Source organism: Kitasatospora sp. NPDC001664 (assembly GCF_053596675.1).
Map to the genome: position 1 here is coordinate 14833 of NZ_JBSFGS010000016.1, position 18606 is coordinate 33438.

The 18606-nt window shown below is 74.1% G+C and carries 22 protein-coding genes; 6 read left to right on the forward strand and 16 right to left on the reverse strand.

Features of this window, described 5'->3' with window-relative positions:
* Positions 1–6: 6 nt before the first annotated feature.
* Positions 7–873 carry a carbon-nitrogen hydrolase family protein gene (locus ACWCYY_RS22740; protein WP_345286579.1) on the reverse strand — a complete coding sequence of 289 codons (867 nt, stop codon included), beginning with the start codon at positions 871–873 and terminating at the stop codon, positions 7–9.
* Between the two features lie 5 nt (positions 874–878).
* Between ACWCYY_RS22740 and ACWCYY_RS22745 the strand changes: the two genes are divergently transcribed.
* Entirely contained in the window at positions 879–1292 is a 414-nt protein-coding gene (locus tag ACWCYY_RS22745; protein ID WP_449797047.1) for a hypothetical protein, read from the forward strand.
* A 68-nt stretch (positions 1293–1360) separates the two neighbouring features.
* On the opposite strand, the gene ACWCYY_RS22750 is transcribed toward ACWCYY_RS22745, so the two are convergent.
* From ACWCYY_RS22750 to ACWCYY_RS22790, 9 genes are all read right to left on the reverse strand, one after another.
* Entirely contained in the window at positions 1361–1639 is a 279-nt protein-coding gene (locus tag ACWCYY_RS22750) for a mycoredoxin (protein WP_345286573.1), read from the reverse strand.
* 25 nt (positions 1640–1664) lie between these two features.
* Complete coding sequence (locus ACWCYY_RS22755; protein WP_449797048.1) at positions 1665–2735, reverse strand: glycerate kinase; 1071 nt, start codon at positions 2733–2735, stop codon at positions 1665–1667.
* Positions 2732–3556, reverse strand: coding sequence for a sugar phosphate isomerase/epimerase family protein (locus ACWCYY_RS22760; RefSeq protein WP_345286569.1), 825 nt, complete (start codon positions 3554–3556; stop codon positions 2732–2734). The genes ACWCYY_RS22755 and ACWCYY_RS22760 overlap by 4 nt, the downstream gene beginning before the upstream one ends.
* Positions 3556–4689 carry a dihydrodipicolinate synthase family protein gene (locus tag ACWCYY_RS22765; protein WP_449797049.1) on the reverse strand — a complete coding sequence of 378 codons (1134 nt, stop codon included), beginning with the start codon at positions 4687–4689 and terminating at the stop codon, positions 3556–3558. The genes ACWCYY_RS22760 and ACWCYY_RS22765 overlap by 1 nt, the downstream gene beginning before the upstream one ends.
* Positions 4686–5837: a Gfo/Idh/MocA family protein gene (locus tag ACWCYY_RS22770; RefSeq protein WP_449797050.1), complete on the reverse strand. Its 1152-nt coding sequence runs from the start codon at positions 5835–5837 to the stop codon at positions 4686–4688. The genes ACWCYY_RS22765 and ACWCYY_RS22770 overlap by 4 nt, the downstream gene beginning before the upstream one ends.
* Positions 5838–5955: 118 nt before the next feature.
* Positions 5956–6936: a hydroxyacid dehydrogenase gene (locus ACWCYY_RS22775; protein WP_345286693.1), complete on the reverse strand. Its 981-nt coding sequence runs from the start codon at positions 6934–6936 to the stop codon at positions 5956–5958.
* A gap of 71 nt (positions 6937–7007) precedes the next feature.
* Complete coding sequence (locus ACWCYY_RS22780) at positions 7008–7868, reverse strand: carbohydrate ABC transporter permease (RefSeq protein ID WP_345286566.1); 861 nt, start codon at positions 7866–7868, stop codon at positions 7008–7010.
* Complete coding sequence (locus tag ACWCYY_RS22785; protein ID WP_345286564.1) at positions 7865–8773, reverse strand: carbohydrate ABC transporter permease; 909 nt, start codon at positions 8771–8773, stop codon at positions 7865–7867. Before ACWCYY_RS22785 ends, ACWCYY_RS22780 begins: the two co-directional genes overlap by 4 nt.
* Positions 8770–10113 carry an ABC transporter substrate-binding protein gene (locus ACWCYY_RS22790; protein WP_449797051.1) on the reverse strand — a complete coding sequence of 448 codons (1344 nt, stop codon included), beginning with the start codon at positions 10111–10113 and terminating at the stop codon, positions 8770–8772. The genes ACWCYY_RS22785 and ACWCYY_RS22790 overlap by 4 nt, the downstream gene beginning before the upstream one ends.
* A 234-nt stretch (positions 10114–10347) precedes the next feature.
* Here ACWCYY_RS22790 and ACWCYY_RS22795 point away from each other — a divergent pair, with 234 nt between their 5' ends.
* From ACWCYY_RS22795 to ACWCYY_RS22805, 3 genes are all read left to right on the forward strand, one after another.
* Positions 10348–12201 (forward strand): DUF2264 domain-containing protein, encoded by a 1854-nt coding sequence (locus ACWCYY_RS22795; RefSeq protein WP_449797052.1) that lies wholly within the window; start codon positions 10348–10350, stop codon positions 12199–12201.
* Positions 12198–12938 carry a sugar phosphate isomerase/epimerase family protein gene (locus ACWCYY_RS22800; RefSeq protein ID WP_449797053.1) on the forward strand — a complete coding sequence of 247 codons (741 nt, stop codon included), beginning with the start codon at positions 12198–12200 and terminating at the stop codon, positions 12936–12938. The genes ACWCYY_RS22795 and ACWCYY_RS22800 overlap by 4 nt, the downstream gene beginning before the upstream one ends.
* Before the next feature lie 96 nt (positions 12939–13034).
* A complete protein-coding gene (locus ACWCYY_RS22805; protein WP_345279483.1) occupies positions 13035–13256 on the forward strand; it encodes a hypothetical protein in 222 nt (73 codons plus the stop codon).
* 2 nt (positions 13257–13258) lie between these two features.
* On the opposite strand, the gene ACWCYY_RS22810 is transcribed toward ACWCYY_RS22805, so the two are convergent.
* The 4 genes from ACWCYY_RS22810 to ACWCYY_RS22825 all read right to left on the reverse strand — a co-directional run bounded on the left by ACWCYY_RS22810 (position 13259) and on the right by ACWCYY_RS22825 (position 15997).
* Positions 13259–13726 (reverse strand): GNAT family N-acetyltransferase, encoded by a 468-nt coding sequence (locus tag ACWCYY_RS22810; protein WP_345279481.1) that lies wholly within the window; start codon positions 13724–13726, stop codon positions 13259–13261.
* A gap of 58 nt (positions 13727–13784) precedes the next feature.
* Entirely contained in the window at positions 13785–14822 is a 1038-nt protein-coding gene (locus tag ACWCYY_RS22815) for a D-alanine--D-alanine ligase family protein (RefSeq protein WP_449797054.1), read from the reverse strand.
* 633 nt (positions 14823–15455) lie between these two features.
* Entirely contained in the window at positions 15456–15842 is a 387-nt protein-coding gene (locus tag ACWCYY_RS22820) for a hypothetical protein (RefSeq protein WP_345279477.1), read from the reverse strand.
* A complete protein-coding gene (locus tag ACWCYY_RS22825; protein ID WP_345279475.1) occupies positions 15839–15997 on the reverse strand; it encodes a hypothetical protein in 159 nt (52 codons plus the stop codon). Before ACWCYY_RS22825 ends, ACWCYY_RS22820 begins: the two co-directional genes overlap by 4 nt.
* 567 nt (positions 15998–16564) lie before the next feature.
* Between ACWCYY_RS22825 and ACWCYY_RS22830 the strand changes: the two genes are divergently transcribed.
* Positions 16565–16786, forward strand: coding sequence for a DUF6183 family protein (locus ACWCYY_RS22830; RefSeq protein WP_449797055.1), 222 nt, complete (start codon positions 16565–16567; stop codon positions 16784–16786).
* Between the two features lie 12 nt (positions 16787–16798).
* Here ACWCYY_RS22830 and ACWCYY_RS22835 read toward each other — a convergent pair whose 3' ends face one another.
* Positions 16799–17314 (reverse strand): DUF1877 family protein, encoded by a 516-nt coding sequence (locus tag ACWCYY_RS22835; protein ID WP_449797056.1) that lies wholly within the window; start codon positions 17312–17314, stop codon positions 16799–16801.
* 94 nt (positions 17315–17408) lie between these two features.
* Positions 17409–18083 carry a DUF998 domain-containing protein gene (locus tag ACWCYY_RS22840; protein ID WP_345279471.1) on the reverse strand — a complete coding sequence of 225 codons (675 nt, stop codon included), beginning with the start codon at positions 18081–18083 and terminating at the stop codon, positions 17409–17411.
* Positions 18084–18232: 149 nt separating this feature from the next.
* Between ACWCYY_RS22840 and ACWCYY_RS22845 the strand changes: the two genes are divergently transcribed.
* Positions 18233–18556 (forward strand): YciI family protein, encoded by a 324-nt coding sequence (locus ACWCYY_RS22845; protein WP_345279469.1) that lies wholly within the window; start codon positions 18233–18235, stop codon positions 18554–18556.
* Positions 18557–18606: the final 50 nt, after the last annotated feature.

Below are 18606 nucleotides of genomic sequence, written 5' to 3' on the forward strand. Positions count from 1 at the left end.
CGGCCCTCACCCCCGCCCGGACGGCCGGGGCCGGAAGGCACCGCCGTAGGCGGGCAGCTCGATGGCCTGCCCGTAGCGCTCCAGCTGGGCCCAGGGCCGGTTCAGCCCCGAACTGCCGTACTGCCGCACCCGGGTGACGGCGTCCAGGTCGAGGACGTCGACCAGGACCTCCTCCCCGCCGGCCGCCTGCTGACGCACCGTGCCCTCCGGGTCGACGATCGCGCTGTGGCCCACCCCGGCCGGGTCGGCCGCGTTGAGGTTCACCACGTAGACCTGGTTGGTCCAGGCGTTGGCCCGGGCGCAGACCAGCTCCATCTCCCTGTCCCGGGTGGTGGTCAGGGTCGGCTGGATCACCACCTCGGCACCCAGCCAGGCCAGTTGACGGACCGTCTCGGGGAAGGAGCCGTCGTAGCAGATGGCCAGCCCGGCCCGGCCGATGCCCGGGAGGTCGAAGACCACGAACTCGTGGCCCGGCTCGGTGGTCTCGTAGGGCTGCCACGGGAAGACCTTCCGGTACCGGGCCGCGATCTCCCCCTGCGGCGAGACGGCGATCGCGGTGTTGAAGATCCGCCCGTCCGCGTCCCGTTCGTAGAGGCTGCCGGGCACCAGCCAGAGCCCGGTCTCCCGGGCCAGCTCGCCGATCCGGTCCGTGAGCGGGCCGGGGACGCTCTCCGCCACCTGCTCCATCCAGTCGGTCCGCGCCTGCAGCAGGGGTGCCTCGGCGGCCAGCAACAGCTCCGGCACGACGACCAGTTGGACGTGCGGGAAGGTGGCTCGGACGGCCCGGACCTGGGCGGCGAACCGCTCCCAGGTGGCCTCGGGGTCGAAGGGGACGGGGGTGGTCTGGAGGGCGGCGATGGCCAGGGTGCGCATGGTCAGTGGTCCTTGACGGTCGGTCCGGCCACGCTGTCGCGGCCGGTGCGGAAGAAGGCGCGGAATCGGGCCCGGGCGAGCAGGGCCGCGGCCGCACCGAGCAGGATCGCGCCGACGCCCAGCAGGAACTGCTCTTCGAGTACTGGCCCAGGAGCCTGCGCGACCCGCGCGCGGCCGCGCTGGACTCCGCGCTGACCGAACGTCAGGTCGCGGTCTACTACGGCATCCTGGTGCTCGGCGAGGCCCAAGGGCACTTCCGGCTGACCGACTCGCCGCGCCTGCTGGCCAGCAGCCTGCTGGCGATGGAGGACGGGTACCAGATGGAGGTGCTGGCCGGCCGCCGCACCCGCGCGGAGGTGATCGGCGCGCTGCACGCCTACGCGCGCGCCGTCACCGGCCACGACCCCGGCGCGGCCTGAGGCGCGGTCGGGGCCCGAGGCGCGGTCGGGGCCCGAGGCGCGGTCGGGGCCCGGCCGGTGACGGGTGGTCAGCCGCGCTTGCGGGCCTGCGGGGCGTGGGTGTCGACGGCGGCGAGCAGGTCGCGGCGGGACGGGTTGACCAGGGCGTGGCCGGCCACCGAGACGGTGGGGACGGTCTCGTTGCCGTCGGCGACGGAGCGGACGTAGGCGGCGGCCTCGGGGTCCTTCCAGATGTTCACGGTGGTGTACTCCAGGTCCGTGAAGCGCAGCTGGGTCATCAGCTTCACGCAGTACGGGCACATCGGCCGCCAGTAGACGACCACACCGCTGTCCTGACCTTCGGTCATGTTCTCCCCCTCGCTCTCCCGGCCCCTACCCGCCGCCGCGGGCCGCCTCACCTGCCGCAAGCTTCGCACCGGCCACCGCCAGCCAGTGCAGCGGGGCGTCCAGGGCGGCCCGGGAGGAGCCGGCCAGGGCGGTCAGGGTCAGGACGGGGAGGTCGGAGGCGCCGGCCACCACGGCGGTGCGGGTGCGTGCGGCGCGGCGGAGGACCTCGCCGACGGCCTTGCCCTGATGGGAGGTCGCGTCGTAGCGGCCCTCGCCGGTGATCACGAGGTCGGCGTCGGCGACCGCCTCGCCGAGGCCGAGCAGGTCGGCGACGGCGGCCGCTCCCGGGGTGATCCCGGCGGACCAGAGGGTGTGCAGGCCGTACGCGGTGCCGCCCGCCGCTCCGGCGCCGGGCCGCTGCGGCTCGCCGCCTAGGAGTGCGGCCAGGCGGGTCAGTCCGTGGTCGAGGGCGGCGGTGTCGGCCGGGGTGGCCCCCTTCTGCGGTCCGTAGACGGCGGCCGCGCCGGTGGGGCCGAGGAGGGGGTTGGTGACGTCGGTGAGGAGGTGGACCCCGTCGGCGGGAGGCGGTCGCAGCGCGCCGCGGTCGACGGCGGCCACGGACGCCAAGGGCCCTCCTCCGTCCGGAAGTTCAAGACCCCGATGGTCGAGCAGACGCAGGCCGAGGGCGGTGAGCAGGCCGGTGCCGCCGTCGGTGGAGGCGGAGCCGCCGAGGCCGATCAGCAGGCGGGTGGCGCCCGCGTCGAGGGCGGCGGCCACGGTCTGGCCGGTGCCGCGGGTGGTGGCGGTGAGCGGGGCCGGGCGGGCCATCAGCGGGAGGCCGCTGGCGGTGGCGAGTTCGACCACGGCGGTGCCGTCCGGCAGCAGGGCGAACAGACCGGTCACCGGACGGCCGTCCGGGCCGGTGCAGCCGGGCACCCGGTGGAGCGGGGCCGGCCCCGCGACGGCGGCGAGGGTGCCCTCGCCGCCGTCGGCCATCGGCAGCAGGACCAGCTGGTCCTGCGGCCGGACCGAGCGCCAGCCGGCCGCCAGGGCCTCGGCGGCCTCGGCCGCGGTGGCCGTCCCCTTGAAGGAGTCCGGCGCGATCACGACCTTCACGGACGGTCCGTCACGTGGGTCCGGTGGCGCTCGACCACGGTGTGGAGGGTCTCGGCGCCGGGGGTGTCCCAGATCTGCTGGTTGAAGATCTCAACCTCCACCCAGCCGGTGTACCCGGCCTGCGCCACCATCGCGTCCAGCGCCCGGAAGTCGATGAAGCCGTCGCCGACGTGGCCGCGTCCGAGCAGGGCGTCGGCGGGGAGGGGGAGGGTCCAGTCGCAGAGCTGGTAGGCGGCGATCCGCTCCCCCGCCCGGGCGATCTGCTCCGCCAACTGCGGGTCCCACCAGACGTGGTAGCTGTCGACGACGACGCCGACCTGCGAGGCGGGGAAGGGCTCCGCGAGGTCGAGGGCCTGGCCGAGGGTGGAGACCACGGCGCGGTCGGCGCAGAACATCGGGTGCAGCGGCTCGATGGCCAGGCGGACGCCGAAGTCACCCGCGTGCGGGGCCAGTTCGGCGAGCAGGTCGGCCACCCTGGCACGGGCGCCGGGCAGGTCGCGGGAGCCCTCCGGCAGACCGCCGACCACCAGGACCAGGGTGTCGGTGCCGAGTTCGGCCGCCTCCTCGATCGCCTGGAGGTTGTCGGCCAACGCCGCGCGCCGCCCCTCCGGCGTGGCGGCGGTCAGGAAGCCGCCCCGGCACAGGCTGCTGACGGTCAGTCCGGCCTCCCGGCAGAGCTTGGCGGCCCGGGCCACCCCCGTCTCGGCCACCTTGTCCCGCCAGAGGCCGATCCCCTCGATCCCGGCCTCCGCACACCCCCGGACGGCCTCGGGAAGGGTCCACCCCTTGGTGGTGATCTGGTTGAGCGAGAGTCCGCGCATCACAGGGACACCGCCAGGAAGCTGCTCATGCGCTGCGCGGCCAGGTCCGGATCGGGCAGGACGCCCGCCCGGTCGGCGAGTCGGAAGAGCTCGATCAGGTGGGGGACGGAGCGACCGCTCTGGGCACCGGCGACCATGGTGAAGTGCGACTGGTGGCCGGCCAGCCAGGCGAGGAAGACGATGCCGGTCTTGTAGTGGAAGGTCGGTGCGGCGAACAGGTGCCGGGCCAGCGGGAGGGTCGGGGCGAACAGCGCGTCGTAGGCGGCCAGGTCACCGGCGTCCAGGGCCCGCAGGGCGGCCGCGGCGACGGCGGCGATCGGGTCGAAGACGCCCAGCAGGGCGTCGCTGTGGCCGAGTTCGTCGCCGCGGATCAGCTCGGGGTAGTGGAAGTCGTCCCCGGTGTAGAGCCGCACCCCGTCCGGCAGGGCCCGGCGCAGGGCGACCTCGCGGCCGGCGTCCAGCAGCGAGACCTTGATGCCGTCGATCCGGTCGGCGTGCTCACGGATCAGGCTCAGGACGGTGTCGGTGGCCGCGTCGAGGTCGGCGGAGCCCCAGTAGCCGGCCAGCGCCGGGTCGAACATCTCGCCCAGCCAGTGCAGGATCACCGGCCGCCCGGCCTGCTCGATCAGCTCGCCGTAGACGTCGAGGTAGTCCTGCGGGCCGCGCGCGGTGGCGGCAAGCGCCCGGCTGGCCATCAGGATCGGCTGCGCGCCCGCGTCCTCCACCACCTCCAGCTGCTGGGCGTAGGCGGCCCGGACCTCGTCCAGGGCGGCGGGTGCGGTGAGCTGGTCGGTCCCCACCCCGCAGGCCAGCCGTCCGCCCACCGCCCGCGCCTCCGCGCCGCTGCGGCGGATCAACTCGGCCGTGGCGGCCCAGTCCAGGCCCATTCCGCGCTGCGCGGTGTCCATCGCGTCGGCCACCCCGAGGCCGAGTGACCACAGGTGGTGGCGGAAGGCCAGGGTGCTCTCCCAGTCGACGGCAGCCGGGGCGCCGGGGGCGTTGTGGCCCAGCGGGTCGGCGACGACGTGGGCGGCGGCGAAGACGGTGCGGCCGACCGGTGCGGGGCCGGCGGGGAGGGCGAGCGGCTCCCGCAGGAGGTGGGAGCCGGTGCCGGGCAGGTCGACGGTGGTCACAGCGACAGCTCCGTGACGTCCAGGCGGCGACCCTCACGGGCGGACCGCAGTCCCAGCTCGGCGAGTTGGACGCCCTTGGCGCCTTCCAGCAGGTCCCAGTGGTAGGCCGAGCCGGTCGCGACGTGGCGCAGGAACAGCTCCCACTGGATCTTGAAGCCGTTGTCGAACTCGGCGTTGTCCGGCACCTGCTGCCACTGCTCGCGGAACGACTCGGTGGCCGGCAGGTCCGGGTTCCACACCGGCTTGGGGGTGGAGGCCCGGTGCTGGACGCGGCAGTTGCGCAGCCCCGCCACCGCGCTGCCCTCGGTGCCGTCCACCTGGAACTCCACCAGCTCGTCGCGGTCGACCCGCACCGCCCACGAGGAGTTGATCTGCGCGGTGATCCCGCCCTCCAACTCGAAGACGCCGTACGCCGCGTCGTCGGCGGTGGCCTCGTACGCGCGCCCCTGCTCGTCCACGCGCCGCGGGATGTGGGTGGCGGTGTGCGCGTACACCGACCGCACCGGGGCGATGACGTTGTCCAGCACGTAGCGCCAGTGCGGGAACATGTCGAGGATCATCCCGCCGCCGTCCTCGGCCCGGTAGTTCCACGACGGGCGCTGCGCGTCCTGCCAGTCGCCCTCGAACACCCAGTAGCCGAACTCCCCGCGCACCGACAGGATCCGCCCGAAGAAGCCGCCGTCGACCAGCCGCTTGAGCTTGAGCAGGCCCGGGAGGAAGAGCTTGTCCTGCACCGCGCCGTTGCACACCCCCGCCTCCCGCGCGAGCCTGGCCAACTCCAGGGCGGCATCCAGGGATTCGGCCGTCGGCTTCTCCGTGTAGACGTGCTTGCCCGCCGCGATGGCGGCCCGCAGCGCGGACTCCCGCGCCGGAGTCACCTGCGCGTCGAAGTAGACCTCCGCCAACGGGTGCTCCAGCGCCTCCTCCAGCGAGGTGGTCCAGTGGGCCAGGCCGTGACGGTCCGCCAGTTCCTTCAGCTTGAGCTCGCTGCGGCCCACCAAGATCGGCTCCGGCCACAGCACCTCACCGTCACCGAGCGGCAGACCGCCCTGCTCGCGGATGGCCAGGATCGAACGGACCAGGTGCTGGCGGTAGCCCATCCGGCCGGTGACACCGTTCATCACGATGCCGATCACCCTGCGGGGCATAGGAAAGTCTCCTTCGAAGAGTTGCAGAATCCGGGGGCGCGAGGAACCGCGCGCGGCGGAGGACGCCGACCGGTACGTCCGGAACGGTGGGCCAGGTGCCGATGGTGCGCCGCAGGCGTCAGGCGCTGCGGGCGATGTCCTGCGGAAGCACCGGGTGCGCGAAGGGCAACCCGGCCGCGTAGCGCGCCAGCTCGTCGGCGGCTGCGGCGGCCATCCGGTGGAGTTCGCCGCCGAGGGAGCCGGCCACGTGCGGGGTGAGCACCACGTTGGGCAGCTCGTACAGCGGGGAGTCGGCGGGCAGCACCTCCGGGACGGTCACGTCCAGCACCGCGTCGAGCCGGCCGGTGACCAGCTCGGCGACCAGTGCGTCCTGGTCGAGCAGCGAGCCGCGGGAGGTGTTCACCAGGGTGGCGCCGTCCGGCATCAGGGCCAGCCGCCGGGCGTCGATCAGGTGGTGGGTGGCGGGCAGCTCGGGGGCGTGCACCGTCACCACGTCCGAGGAGGCGCAGAGTTCGTCCAACTCGACGCTCCGGGCCCCGAGTTCACGGGCCTCCTCGGCCGTCACGTACGGGTCGTGCAGCAGCAGCTCCAGGTCGTACGGGCGGAGCAGCTCCAGCACGCGCCGCCCGATCCGGGAGGCGCCGACCACGCCGACGGTGCGGCGGTAGTTGCCGGAGGCGGCGTAGGCGTCCTGCCAGTCGTGCCGGGTGCGGCGGGCCCGGTAGTCCTCCCGGATCCGCAGCAGCTGCTTGTTGGCCAGCAGCACGGCGGCGACGGTGTACTCGGCCACCGGGAGCGCGTTGGCCCAGGCGGCGGAGGTGACCTCCAGGCCGCGCCGCCAACAGGCCTCCGTGATGTGGTGCTTGACCGAGCCGGCCGCGTGGATCACGGCGCGCAGCCGGGGGGCGGCGGCCAGCACGGTCTCGTCCAGCGGCGGGCAGCCCCAGCTGCTGACGATCACCTCGGCCTCGGCGAGGGCGGCCCGGGCGGCCGGGGTGGTGAAGTCGTCCACCACCAACCGGGGGTCGAGGTCGGCGAGTTCGGTGAGCCGGGCGAGGGTGTCCCGGTCGATCAGCCGCTCGGCGAGGCCGCGCTCCATGGCGAGCAGGGCGCGCGGCCTGCGCTGCGCGGTCGGGTCGGGCTGGGTCACGGGAGTCTCCTGGTAGAGGGTCACTTGACGCTCCCTGCGGTCAGTCCGGCCTTCCAGTGGCGCTGGAGCACGACGAAGGCGATCACCAGCGGGAGCACGGCGAGCAGCGAACCGGTGACCACCAGGGGGTAGTACTCGGGGAAGGCGCGGGTCTGCGCGTTCCAGCTGTAGAGGCCGAGGCTGACCGGGAACAGCCGGCTGTCGGAGAGCATCACCAGCGGGAGGAAGAAGTTGTTCCAGATCGCGGTGAACTGGAACAGGAACACGGTCACGAAGCCGGGCATCACCATCTTCAGGCCGATCGACCAGAAGGTGCGCAGCTCGCCGGCGCCGTCCATCCGGGCGGCCTCCAGCACCTCGCCGGGCACGTAGCCGGCCACGAACACCCGGGCCAGGTAGACCCCGAAGGGGTTGACCAGGGAGGGGATGAAGACCGACCAGAAGGTGTTCACCACGCCGAGTTCGGAGGCGAGCAGGTACATCGGCAGGGCGAGCGCGGTGGTCGGCACCAGCACGCCGAGCAGGACCAGGCCGAAGACCTTCTCCTTGCCGGGGAAGTCGTAGACCTGGAAGGCGTACCCGGCGCAGACGCAGACCAGGGCGCAGAGCAGGGCCCCGATCCCGGCGTAGAGCAGGGAGTTGAGGTACCAGCGGAAGTAGATGCCGTCCCCGCTGGTGGCCAGCGCCTGGAGGTTGGCGCCCAGGTGCCAGGTGTCGGCGGTGAGGGCGCGGCCGCCGATCAGGTCGCCGGTGTCCTTGGCGGCGGCGGTGAGCAGCCAGCCGAGCGGGAGCAGGGTGTAGGCGGTGGCCAGCAGCAGGGCGCCGTTGACGGCGGTCCTGGAGAGCGACCAGGGGCGGCGGGCGGTGCGGGTCGTGCTCATCCGGCGCTCGCCTCCTTGCGGCCGCGGCCGAAGCGGGTGACCAGGAAGGAGAGGGCGGCGGCGGTCAGGGCCAGCAGCACCGAGGCCGCGGCGGCCAGTCCGTAGTCGCCCTTCTCGAAGGCGGCGGTGTAGGCGTACATGTTCGGGGTCCAGGTGGAGCTGACGCCGGGTGAGGCGCCGTGCAGGATCATCGGTTCGGTGAAGAGCTGGAGCGAGCCGATCACGGTGAACAGGCCGACCATCGTGATCGAGGCCCGGATCAGCGGGATCTTCACGCTCAGCGCGGTGCGCAGCGGGCCGGCCCCGTCGACCACGGCGGCCTCCAGCACCTCCCGCGGGATGGCCTGCAGCGCGGCGTAGAAGATCACCATGTTGTAGCCGGTCCACTCCCAGAGCGCGATGTTCACCACGGCGGGGAGCGGGTGGCCGAGCAGGTCGGGCTGGGTGCCGAGGCCCTCCAGGGCACCGATCACCGGGCTGATGCCGGGGGTGTACAGGTACATCCAGACCAGCGCGGCGATGATGCCGGGCACCGCGTGCGGGAGGAAGAGCGCCAGTTGGAAGAAGCGGCGGGCCCGGGCCAGCGCGGAGTCCAGCAGCAGGGCCAGGCCGAGGGCCAGACCGGTCATCAGCGGGATGTAGAGCAGGCAGTACTGGGCCGTCGTCAGGAAGCCCTCGCGGAAGGCCTGGTCGGCCAGGGCCCGGGTGTAGTTGCCGATCCCGGTGAAGACCGTCTCCGAGCCGCCGAAGCCGAGGCCGGAGCTGCGCTCGCTGTGCAGGCTGAGCCAGAGGGCGTAGCCGATCGGGACCAGGGTGCAGGCGGTGAAGAGGAGCAGGAACGGGGCCAGCAGGGTGGCGGCGGCCCCGTTCCCGCTCTTCCTCCGCCGGGTGACGGAGCTGGTCACTCGGCGACCTTGAGGCCGCGGTTCTTCAGCTCGGCCACGGTGGCCTTCTGGGCACCGTCCACGGCCTGGCCGAGGGTGGTGCCGCCGGACAGCTTGCCGAAGGCGTCCTTCAGCGAGGTGTTGGTGGCGCCCATGGCGGGGCCCCAACTCCAGTTCGGCTTGATGGACTTGGCCGCGTCCTGGTAGACCGCGTAGATGTCCTGGCCACCGTAGAAGGCGGTGTCGAAGGCGGCCTTGGCGACGGGCACCAGCTCGGGCGCGGCCGGGTAGGCGGAGGAGGTGCCGGAGGCGATCCGGGCCTTGATGCCCTCGGGGGTGGTGGTGGCCCAGGTGGCGAACTCGACGGCGGCCTTGGCCTTCTTGCTGTCCTTGGAGACGGCGAAGGTGGTGCCGCCGAGCATGCCGCTGGCGGGGCTGCCGTCCCAGGTCGGGATCGGGGCCACGGCCCACTTGCCGGAGCCGTCCGGCACCGAGGACTTGAGCACGCCGCCGCCCCAGGAGGCGCCCAGGTAGCCGGCCGTCTCGCCCTTCTGCAGCGAGGCGGTCCACTGCTGGCTGAACGAGGGCATCGAGCGGACCAGGTCCTCGCCGATCATCTGCTGCCAGTAGTCGGCGACCTTGGCGGTCTGCGGGGTGGTCAGGGCGACCTGCCAGGCATCGCCCTTGGTGCCGAACCAGGTGGCCCCGGCCTGCCAGGCGAGCGCCTCGAAGGTGCTCGGGTCGTCGGGGAAGAAGGTGGCGATCCGGGTGGTGGGGTCGGCCTGCTTGAGCTTCTGGGCGGCGGTGCGGAACTCGTCCCAGGTCTTGGGCGGGGCGGTGATGCCGGCCTTCTCGAAGAGGTCCTTGCGGTAGTAGAAGGACTGCGGGGCCGCGTCCAGCGGCAGCGCCCAGTTCTTGCCGCCCAGGGTGGTCAGTTCGACGGCCTGCGGCAGGTACTTGGCCTTGAGGTCGGCGGTGACCAGCTTGGAGATGTCCTGCACCGCGCCCTGGCTGACGAAGTCGGGCAGCTGGGGGTACTCGACGTTGAAGACGTCGGGGGCGTTGCCCGCCTTCACCGCGTTGGCGATCTTGGCGTAGCCGCCCGCGTTGCCCGAGGGGATCTCCTCGAAGGTGATCTGGACGTTCGGGTGGGAGGCGTTGAACGCGGCCACCACGTCCTTGGTGCCCTTGGCCCAGCCCCAGAAGGTGAGCGTGACCGGCTTGCCGTCGGTGGCCTGCTCGCCCGCGGCCGCCTGGGTGGAGCCGGAGCCACCGCTGCCGCAGGCGGTGAGAAGGGCGAGCGAGAGCGCGCAGGCGCCGAGCAGGAGGGCTCTGCGGGGGCGGGTGGGGTTAGCGGACATGGCTCGGCTCCTGGCAGTGAGGGGGGAATTGCACCGCTTTGACGCCGGATCACCGTTCTTACGACGATCTGACGAGGTGTGACCGCCATCTTGGGCCGCCCTCCGATCGGAGTCAAGAGATCTGGATCGAATGATCCGATCTGATCTCTGTATCGATCATTTGATCGCCCGACCTTGACGGGTGATCACCCTCCTCCTAGATTCGGCCCGGTAAGCCCCGGACGGAGGACACCCATGCCAGCCGCCATGCCCGCTCCCTTCCCGCTCCCCGCGGAGGACCGCGCCCTCAGCCCGCACACCGGCTGGACCAGGGCCCACTGGGAGGCCGCCGCAGACGGTCTGCTGGCCGCCGTCCGCCCGTACGCCTCCCCCGGCCTGGCCCGGATCGACCTGCCGGGCCCCCGCCCCAGCTGGTCCGGCCCCGCCTCGGACGGCCTGGAGGGCTACGCCCGCACCTTCCTGCTCGCCGCCTTCCGCACCGCCGGCGCCCGGGGCGAGGACCCCACCGGCCTGCTGGAGCGCTACGCCGCCGGCCTGGCCACCGGCACCGACCCGGCCTCGGCGGAGGCCTGGCCCCCGATCACCGACCGGGGCCAGCCGATGGTCGAGGCCGCCTCGATCGCCCTCGCCCTGCGCCTCACCCGCCCCTGGCTCTGGGAGCTCCTGGACCACCCCGTCCGGCTCCGCGCCGCCCGCTGGCTGGCCGCCGCCCTCCACCGCGAACCGGTCGACAACAACTGGCACCTCTTCCCGCTCACGGTGGCCGGCTTCCTCGGCGAGCTCGACGCCACCGACCCCGGCCTGCTGGAGGAGGCCGGCACCGACGCCGAGGCCTGCCGGGCCGCCGTCACCCGGGGGCTGGCCAAGCTGGACGGCTGGTACCTCGGCGAGGGCTGGTACACCGACGGCCGCCCGCGCGCCGTCGACCACTACAACGGCTGGGCCCTGCACCTCTACCCCGTGCTGCACGCCCACCTGTCCGGCGACGCCGAGCTGCTCGCCCGCCACGGCGCCCGCCTGGCCGCCCACCTCGACGGCTACGCCCGCACCTTCGGCGCCGACGGCGCCCCGCTGCACCAGGGCCGGTCCCTGATCTACCGTCACGCCGCGGCCGCCCCGCTCTGGCTCGGCGCCCTCACCGGCCACACCCCGCTGACCCCCGGCACCACCAGGCGGCTGGCCTCCGGCGCGCTGCGGCACTTCCTCGACCGCGGCGCCGCCGACCGGCGCGGCCTGCTCACCCTCGGCTGGTACGGCGCGCACCCCCCGATGGTCCAGCCCTACTCCGGCCCCGCCTCGCCCTACTGGTCGAGCAAGGGCTTCCTCGGCCTGCTGCTCCCCGCCGACCACCCCGCCTGGACCGCCACCGAACAGCCCGCACCCGCCGAACTGGCCGACTCCGTCCGGCCGTTGGCCGCCCCCGGCCTACTGGTGCAGTCGACGGCCGCCGACGGGCTGGTCCGGGTGCACAACCACGGCAGCGACGACCAGCCCGCCGACGGCGCGGCACTGCCGGACGACCCGCTGTACGCCCGCTGCGCCCACTCCACCGCCACCGGCCCCACCTTCTCCGCCGAACTCCCGGACAACCACTTCGGGTTGACGATCGACGGCGCCCCCACCGGACGCGGCCGGATCACCCCGCTCGGCACCGGCCCCGGCTGGGCCGCCTCCCACTCCACCCCGGCCGACGGCATCCGGATCACCTCGCTCACCCTGGCCCACGGCCCCGACGAGGTCCGCGCCCACCTGGTCACCGGCGCGGCACCCGGCACCCCCGCCCGCCAGACCGGCTGGGCCGTCACCGCCGCCCGGCTGCACTCCTCGCTCCACCCGGTGCACGGCTACACCGCCCTGACGGCCCACCACCTGCCCGAGGGCACCGCCTACGGCCCGGACGCCACCCTCCCCGCCCTCACCGGCGCGGTCACCGACGGGCTCTTCGCCTGCACCGCCCGCCTCACCGGAACCCCCGACGGCCCGTCCCCCTCCGTCGCGGTCACCGGCACCACGCTGCGCGTCCACTGGCCCGACGGCTCCTCAGTCACCGCCTCGCTCGGCGACGCCACCGTGGAGGTGCGGCGATGAGGTGGGCCTTCTCCACCCTCGGCCTGCCCGGCCTCCCCGTCCCCGAGGTCCTGCGCCTGGCCACCGAGCACGGCTGGGACGGCGTCGAACTGCGCTGCACCCCCGGCGAGCCGGTCCACCTCGACCTCGGCACCGCCGAACGCACCGCCCTGGCCAGGCAGTTCACCACCTCCGGCGTGCTGCCCCTCGCCGTCTGCTCCTACCTCCGGATCGCCGAACCGGGCGAGGACGGCCCCGTCCTCGCCGAGCTCACCGCCCACCTCCGGCTGGCCGCCGACCTCGGCGCCCCGTACGTCCGGGTCTTCCCCCGGGGCAACGACGCCACCGCCGTCCGCCGCCTGACCGCCATCGCCCCGACCGCCACCGCGCTCGGCGTCCGCGTCCTGGTCGAGACCCACGACACCCACCGCTCCGCCCGCGCCGTCGCCCGGCTCGCCGCCGCCGTCGGCTCCCCCGCCGTCGGCGGCCTCTGGGACCTGATGCACACCCACCTGGCCGGCGAGACCCCCACCGACTCCCACACCGCCCTCGCCCCCTGGCTCGGCTACACCCAGGTGAAGGACATCGCCTCCCCCGAGGACCTCACTCCCCTCCCGCTCGGCTCCGGCACCCTCCCACTCGCCGACTGCCTCGCCCTCCTCCCCCCGACCGCGTGGGTCTCCTGGGAGTACGAGGCCCCCTGGCACCCCGCCGCCGCCCCCTTCGCACCGCTCCTCGCCCGCCCCAGGCCCAGCTGATTCCCGTTCGGGCACACCTGCCCGCCAGGGGTACCCGTACCGCCTCCGATCTGCGATGATCCCCACTCACGACACCTAGCGCCTCAGGTGGGGAACATGATCGACCTGCTGCTCGTCGCCCTGCTCGCCTTCGTCGCGTTCGGCTGCGTCTGCATCCTCTGGGCCGAGCGCGGCGGCCCCCGCTGGACCCACGGCGTCGTCACGGCCATCCGGATCCTCACCGCCACCGCCGAGGCCTTCGGCAAGTCGAACCGCCGCCGCGCCACCCAGCCGTACGTCGGCGGTGACGGCGGCGGCAGTGGCGGCGACGGCTCCTGAGGTCAGATCAGTTCCAGGACCCCGACGATCTCGCCGTCGCTCAGTTCGCCGGTGGGGCGGAAGCCCAGGCCCAGGTAGAAGTTCTCCGGGCTGGCCGGGCCCTGGTGCCAGGTGACGAAGAGCCGGCGGCCGCCGCGGCGGCGGATCTCGGCCGCCACCTCCTGCACCGCGAAGCGCCCGTAGCCGCGCCCCTGCGCCTCGGCGGAGATGTTGAGCCGCCACAGTCCGGACCGGACGTCGCCGCTGCCGTCACCGAACCAGTCGATGGCCAGGAAGGCCATCAGGAAGCCGACCACCCGGTCACCGTCCATGATCAACCGAGGCCAGGCCACCCCGGGGTGGACGTACGCCTCCGCCAGCGACTTCACCACCGACGACACCACGTGCTCCTGCTCCGGGTGCACCCGGACGGCGATCGCGGCGTCCAGGTTGTCGGGCGTGATCTCGGCAAGGCTCAGTTTGCTCGGCATACCCGCAGCTTAGGGACCCGTCGGCCGCAACGACGGCACCAGGGTCCCCCGCGGCGGCTCAGCCCTCGACCAGGTCCAGGATCCGCTGCGTCAGCTCCGGGTAGCTCCAGCCGGCCCCGGCCGCCGCGAGCGGCAACAGGCTGGTGGCGGTCAGGCCGGGCAGCGCGTTCACCTCGATGCACATCGGCTCGCCGTCCGCGTCGCAGCGGAAGTCGGTGCGCGAGTAGGAACGCGCCCCGAAGCCCAGGGCGCCGTGGGCGGCCAGCGCCAGCTCCTGGAGCCGGGCCGCGAACGCCTCGTCCACGGGGGCCGGGCAGAGCTCCCGCACCGCGCCCGGCTGGTACTTGGCCGCGTAGTCGAACAGCGGGGTGGTCAGCTCGATCTCCACCACCGGCAGGGCACGGCCACCCACCACCGCCACCGTGAACTCGCGCCCGGGCAGGAACGGCTCCACCAGGAACTCCAGCCCCCGCTCGGCCACGTCGGCCGCCGCCCGCTCCAACTCCTCCTCCGTGCCGACCCGGTGGACCGAGACGCTGGAACCGTCCGCGGCCGGCTTCACCACCACCGGCCCCTGCTCGACCAACTCCCGTACGGCCTTCGGGACTTCCCGCTCCGCCGGCCCCCACAGCACCCGTCGCACCACCGGCATCCCGGCCGCCCCGAGCACGGCCTGCGCCCGCCCCTTGTGCCAGGCCGCCGCACAGGCGGCGCTGCCCGCCCCGGTGAAGCGCACCCCCGCCATCTCCAACAGCGCCTGCACGTGCCCGTCCTCGCCCCAACCACCGTGCAGCGCCAGGAAGACCACGTCCGCACCGCGCAGCAGCTCCAGCACCGGACCGCCCGTCAGGGCCGCGTGCATCCGCCGCCGCCACGCCCCCTGATCCGCCAGCACCGGCGGCTCCTCGGGCACCGCGAACGCCGCCACCGCGTCCCCCGGCCGCAGCGGACCGGCCAGCACCGGCTCCGACGCCGCCGGGTCGACCAGCACCACCTCGTGCCCGCGCTCCAGCAGCGCCGCCGCGACGGCCCGGCCGGAGGCCGACGACACGTCCCGCTCCGGGCTCTCCCCACCACACAAGATCACGATTCGCATCCCCCGATTCTGCCGGACCGGCCTCCGGCCACGGGGCGGCGAGGAGATGAAACGGGGTCAGCGGTGCGGGGCCGACCCTTCGCGGCAGCCCGGGCCCGGCCGGCCCGCCTCGGGCCGCGGGGCGGTGGCGGGGTGACTCGGGGTCAGGGACTGCGGCTGTGGAGGGAGAAGCGTCGCCCGGCCCCGGCCCGGGCGAGCAGTGACCGGGCCGGACCGACATTGGGTTCTGGGGGGACGTCGGCACGGGGCCGGGCGACGGGCCCGGCAGACGGGCTGAACCCAGCCTCCGTGGTGGCCGACCGGCCGTCAACCACCGCGGCCCAACAGTGCCCGGGGGCCCACCGGCGCCTGCCTCCCCGGACACCCGACCCTCCTCCCGGCGGGCATCCCCGCACGTCACCACGGGTGAGGGGCCGGACGCGGGGAAGCACCACGCACCCGCGAAACGGCCCCGGAGGCAGCGGGGAGGCGCCGCGGCGACCGCACCGGGCAGTCGCCCGTGTCCGGCGGGGCAGTCCACGCGGCAGACCGCGACCCGGCCTCCGGACCGGCCCGCCCGGGAGCCGCCGAGCCCACCGCGCCGCGGAGAGCCGTCCGAACTGGACACCCGGCAGCATCAGCCCGCGGTCGCGTTCACGGCCGCAGTTGGAAGGCCGCGGTGAGGGTGTAACCGACCAGGGCACTGAAGAAGGCGACGGCGGTGACGTGACGGGACGTCACCGGCAGCCCCGCGAGCGCCGGGTAGAGCAGGACGGCGACGCCCGCGCAGACGTCGGCCGCGTACAGCCCGAGCGGCGGCAGCACGTGGGTGGTGCGGGCGGCCCAGCCGGTGGCCACCAGGAAGCCGGTGAGCAGCACGAAGCCGGAGAGGATGCCGGAGCCGATGGTGAGCAGCACGGCGTGCGGCTCCGGCTCCGGCTCGCCCTCGACCCGTACCGGACGGAAGCGGTGGCCGACGGCCAGACCGGTCATGGCGACGGTGACGGCGGCGAGGGCCCCGAGCAGGGACAGCAGGTTCACGAGCGGCTCCGGTGGTTGCGCAGGACGGGTTGCAGAAGGGCCGCCACGGCGGACGGCAGCAGGACCACCAGCAGCAGCACGGTGGACCACACCATCGGGTCCAACTCCCCTGCGGACGGCGGCACCACCGGCGGGGCGGGGGGCGCCGCCAGCACGACGGCCTGGGTCGCGGACGGCGACGGGACGGACGGCGGCGTTGTCGGGGGCGGCGGCGCGGACGAGGACGGGGACTCCCGCGCCGATCGCAACGGAGTCGGGACCGGGCGGACGGCGGACGGGCGGGGCGCCGCGACCTCGGTCCGGCCGGGTGCCGTGACCGGCGTCGGTGTCGGCGTCGGCGCGGCACTCGCGGACGGCGGAAGGACCGTCACCGAAGGCGTGGGCACGGGTGTGGGCGTGGGGCCTGGCGTGGGCTTCGTGCTCGGACCGGGCGTCGGCGAAGGCGTCGGCGAAGGCGCGTGGCAGGACCACAGCCAGTGGTGCGGCCAGTGCCACGGCGGTCCGGCCGGTGGGGGGCAGGGCGGCGGGGGCGGAGACGGTGGGCAGTCGGGGGCGTCATCCATCCGGCCGATTCTGCGGCCGGCCGTGTCACGGTCTGCCAGTTTCGCCCACCATGACACCCGCACGGGTGACGGCGCATCAGCGCACAGACCAGGGGCGGGCCGTGCGCCCCCTGACTACACTCGGCCGCTCCCGCCCCGACCGGAGAGAGCACCGAAGCGATGGCCACCGACCTGCACACCCTTCTCGACACCGTCCGCACCGGGGAGTACCCGGACAACGACGTCGCCACGGTCATCGCCGAACTGGTCGACCGCGCCCACTGGTTCTTCCCCGGGACGCGTTCCCCCTGGTTCAACGCCGTCCGCTGGGACCTCTCGCTGGCCGCTCTGCACTCCGCCGGCCACCGCGTCACGGTCCTCGCCGCCACCGGCACGGACTGACCCCGCAGCGGGTCAGTCCACCCAGACCACCACGGCCAGCCCCCGGGCGGCAGCCCCCCGGTAGAACTCCCGGAGCATCGCGAAGTGCCGGGCGATCCACTCCAGGGTGTCGGTGCCACCGAGGCCCAACTTGGTCACCGAGGCCGCCAGTTCGCGGTCCTCCGGGAAGCGCGCGAACAGCGCTGCGGTGTCCACGGCGTCGAGCCGGGCCGAGAGTTCGGCCACCGCCGATGGCGGGAGCAGCGCGGGCGGCCCGCCCATGCGGTCGTAGAACTCCAGGTGGTCGAGGTACCGGACCGCCGACGGATCGTCACCGTCCAGGCTGCGCTCCAGGGTGCGGATCAGCTCCGGATCGCCCTCGGCCCACCGCAGGTAGTTGCCCAACCCCCAGGCGGCCCAGTCGAGATCGATCTCGTCCTCGGACGGCGGGCCCCATCCGGGATCGCCGTCGGCCGAGGCCGCGGCCGCACGGCGGCAGGCGTCGAGGTACTCGGTGCTCACGCGTGCGAGCTGCTGGTGCAGGGCCATGCCCGGAGTATCGCCGAACGCCACCGGCCCGGGCACCCGCGTTTTCGCAGGGCCGGGCCGCGGGTACTGACGGGCGGTCAGGCGGCGGTCCGGCTCAGGCGGCGGTCCGGCACAGGCGGGCGGAGACCAGGGAGATCCACGCCATCGCGGTGATCACGCCGACGGCCAGGGTCAGCGAGCCGGCCGGGCCGCCGCTCATCGCCCAGCCGTTGCCGAGCAGCAGGGCGGTGCCGGCGGTCCGGGAGAGGACGGCGGAGGTGCGGTCGCCGGCCAGACGGTAGTGGCGGCCCAGGAGGTAGCAGGCCGCGATGAAGGAGAGGAAGGTGACCGAGCCGGCGGCCATGTGGGCGTAGCCGTGCCAGCTGAGGGCGGTGGGCGCTCCGGCCGGGGTGCCGACCGGGAAGCCGTCGGCCGGGTCCATCACGAAGACGCCGGCCGCCGTCATGCCGAGCCCGCCGAGGCGGACCAGCCGGGGCACCCAGGTGGAGCCGGCCTGCCCCCGCATCGCCCGGCGCAGCCCGGCCGCTCCGGCGGTCATCAGCAGGCCGACCACCAGGAAGTTGGTGATCTGCACCCAGCCGAGCGGGCCGTTGCTGAGGATGCTGAGCGGGTGCCGGAGGAGCGAGAAGCCCTCCCGGGTGAGGACCTGGGCCGTCGCCACCACCGTCCAGACCGGCACGGCCGCCGCCCCGAGGGCGAGCAGCGCACGGGTGCGGGAGCGGGGACGGACGGCGGCGGCAGCGGTGGACGAGGCGGTGAAGACGGTCATGGCGGGTGCTTCCTTCCGGGGCGGTGAGCGGTTCCTCGCCGGTACGTCGTCCGGGTCGATGTGACGGGGAACAGCGACCGTTCCCTGTCACATCACCTCGTTCGACGTACCGGTGGAAGCAGAAACCGACCCACCCCGAGGAGCACCCCATGCGTTACCTGATGACCACCAACGCCCACAGCGCCGTCCCCGACGAGAAGCTCTTCGCCGAGATGGGCGCCTTCATCGAGGAGCTGACCGCCTCCGGTGTCCTGCTGGCCACCGGCGGGCTGGCCGCCGAGTCGATCCTGGTCTCCTCCGAGGGCGAGGAGATCACGGTGACCGACGGCCCGTTCGCCGAGGCCAAGGAGGCGGTGGCCGGCTTCGCCCTGGTCGAGGTCCGCTCGCCGGAGGAGGCGGTCGAGCTGGCCCGCCGCTTCCGCCGGATCGTCGGCGACGGCCAGAGCCGCCTCCAGCAGGTGTTCACCGGCTGATCCCCCCACCGTCGACGGCCACAGCCCCGGCCCCGGTGCGCGTCCCGCGT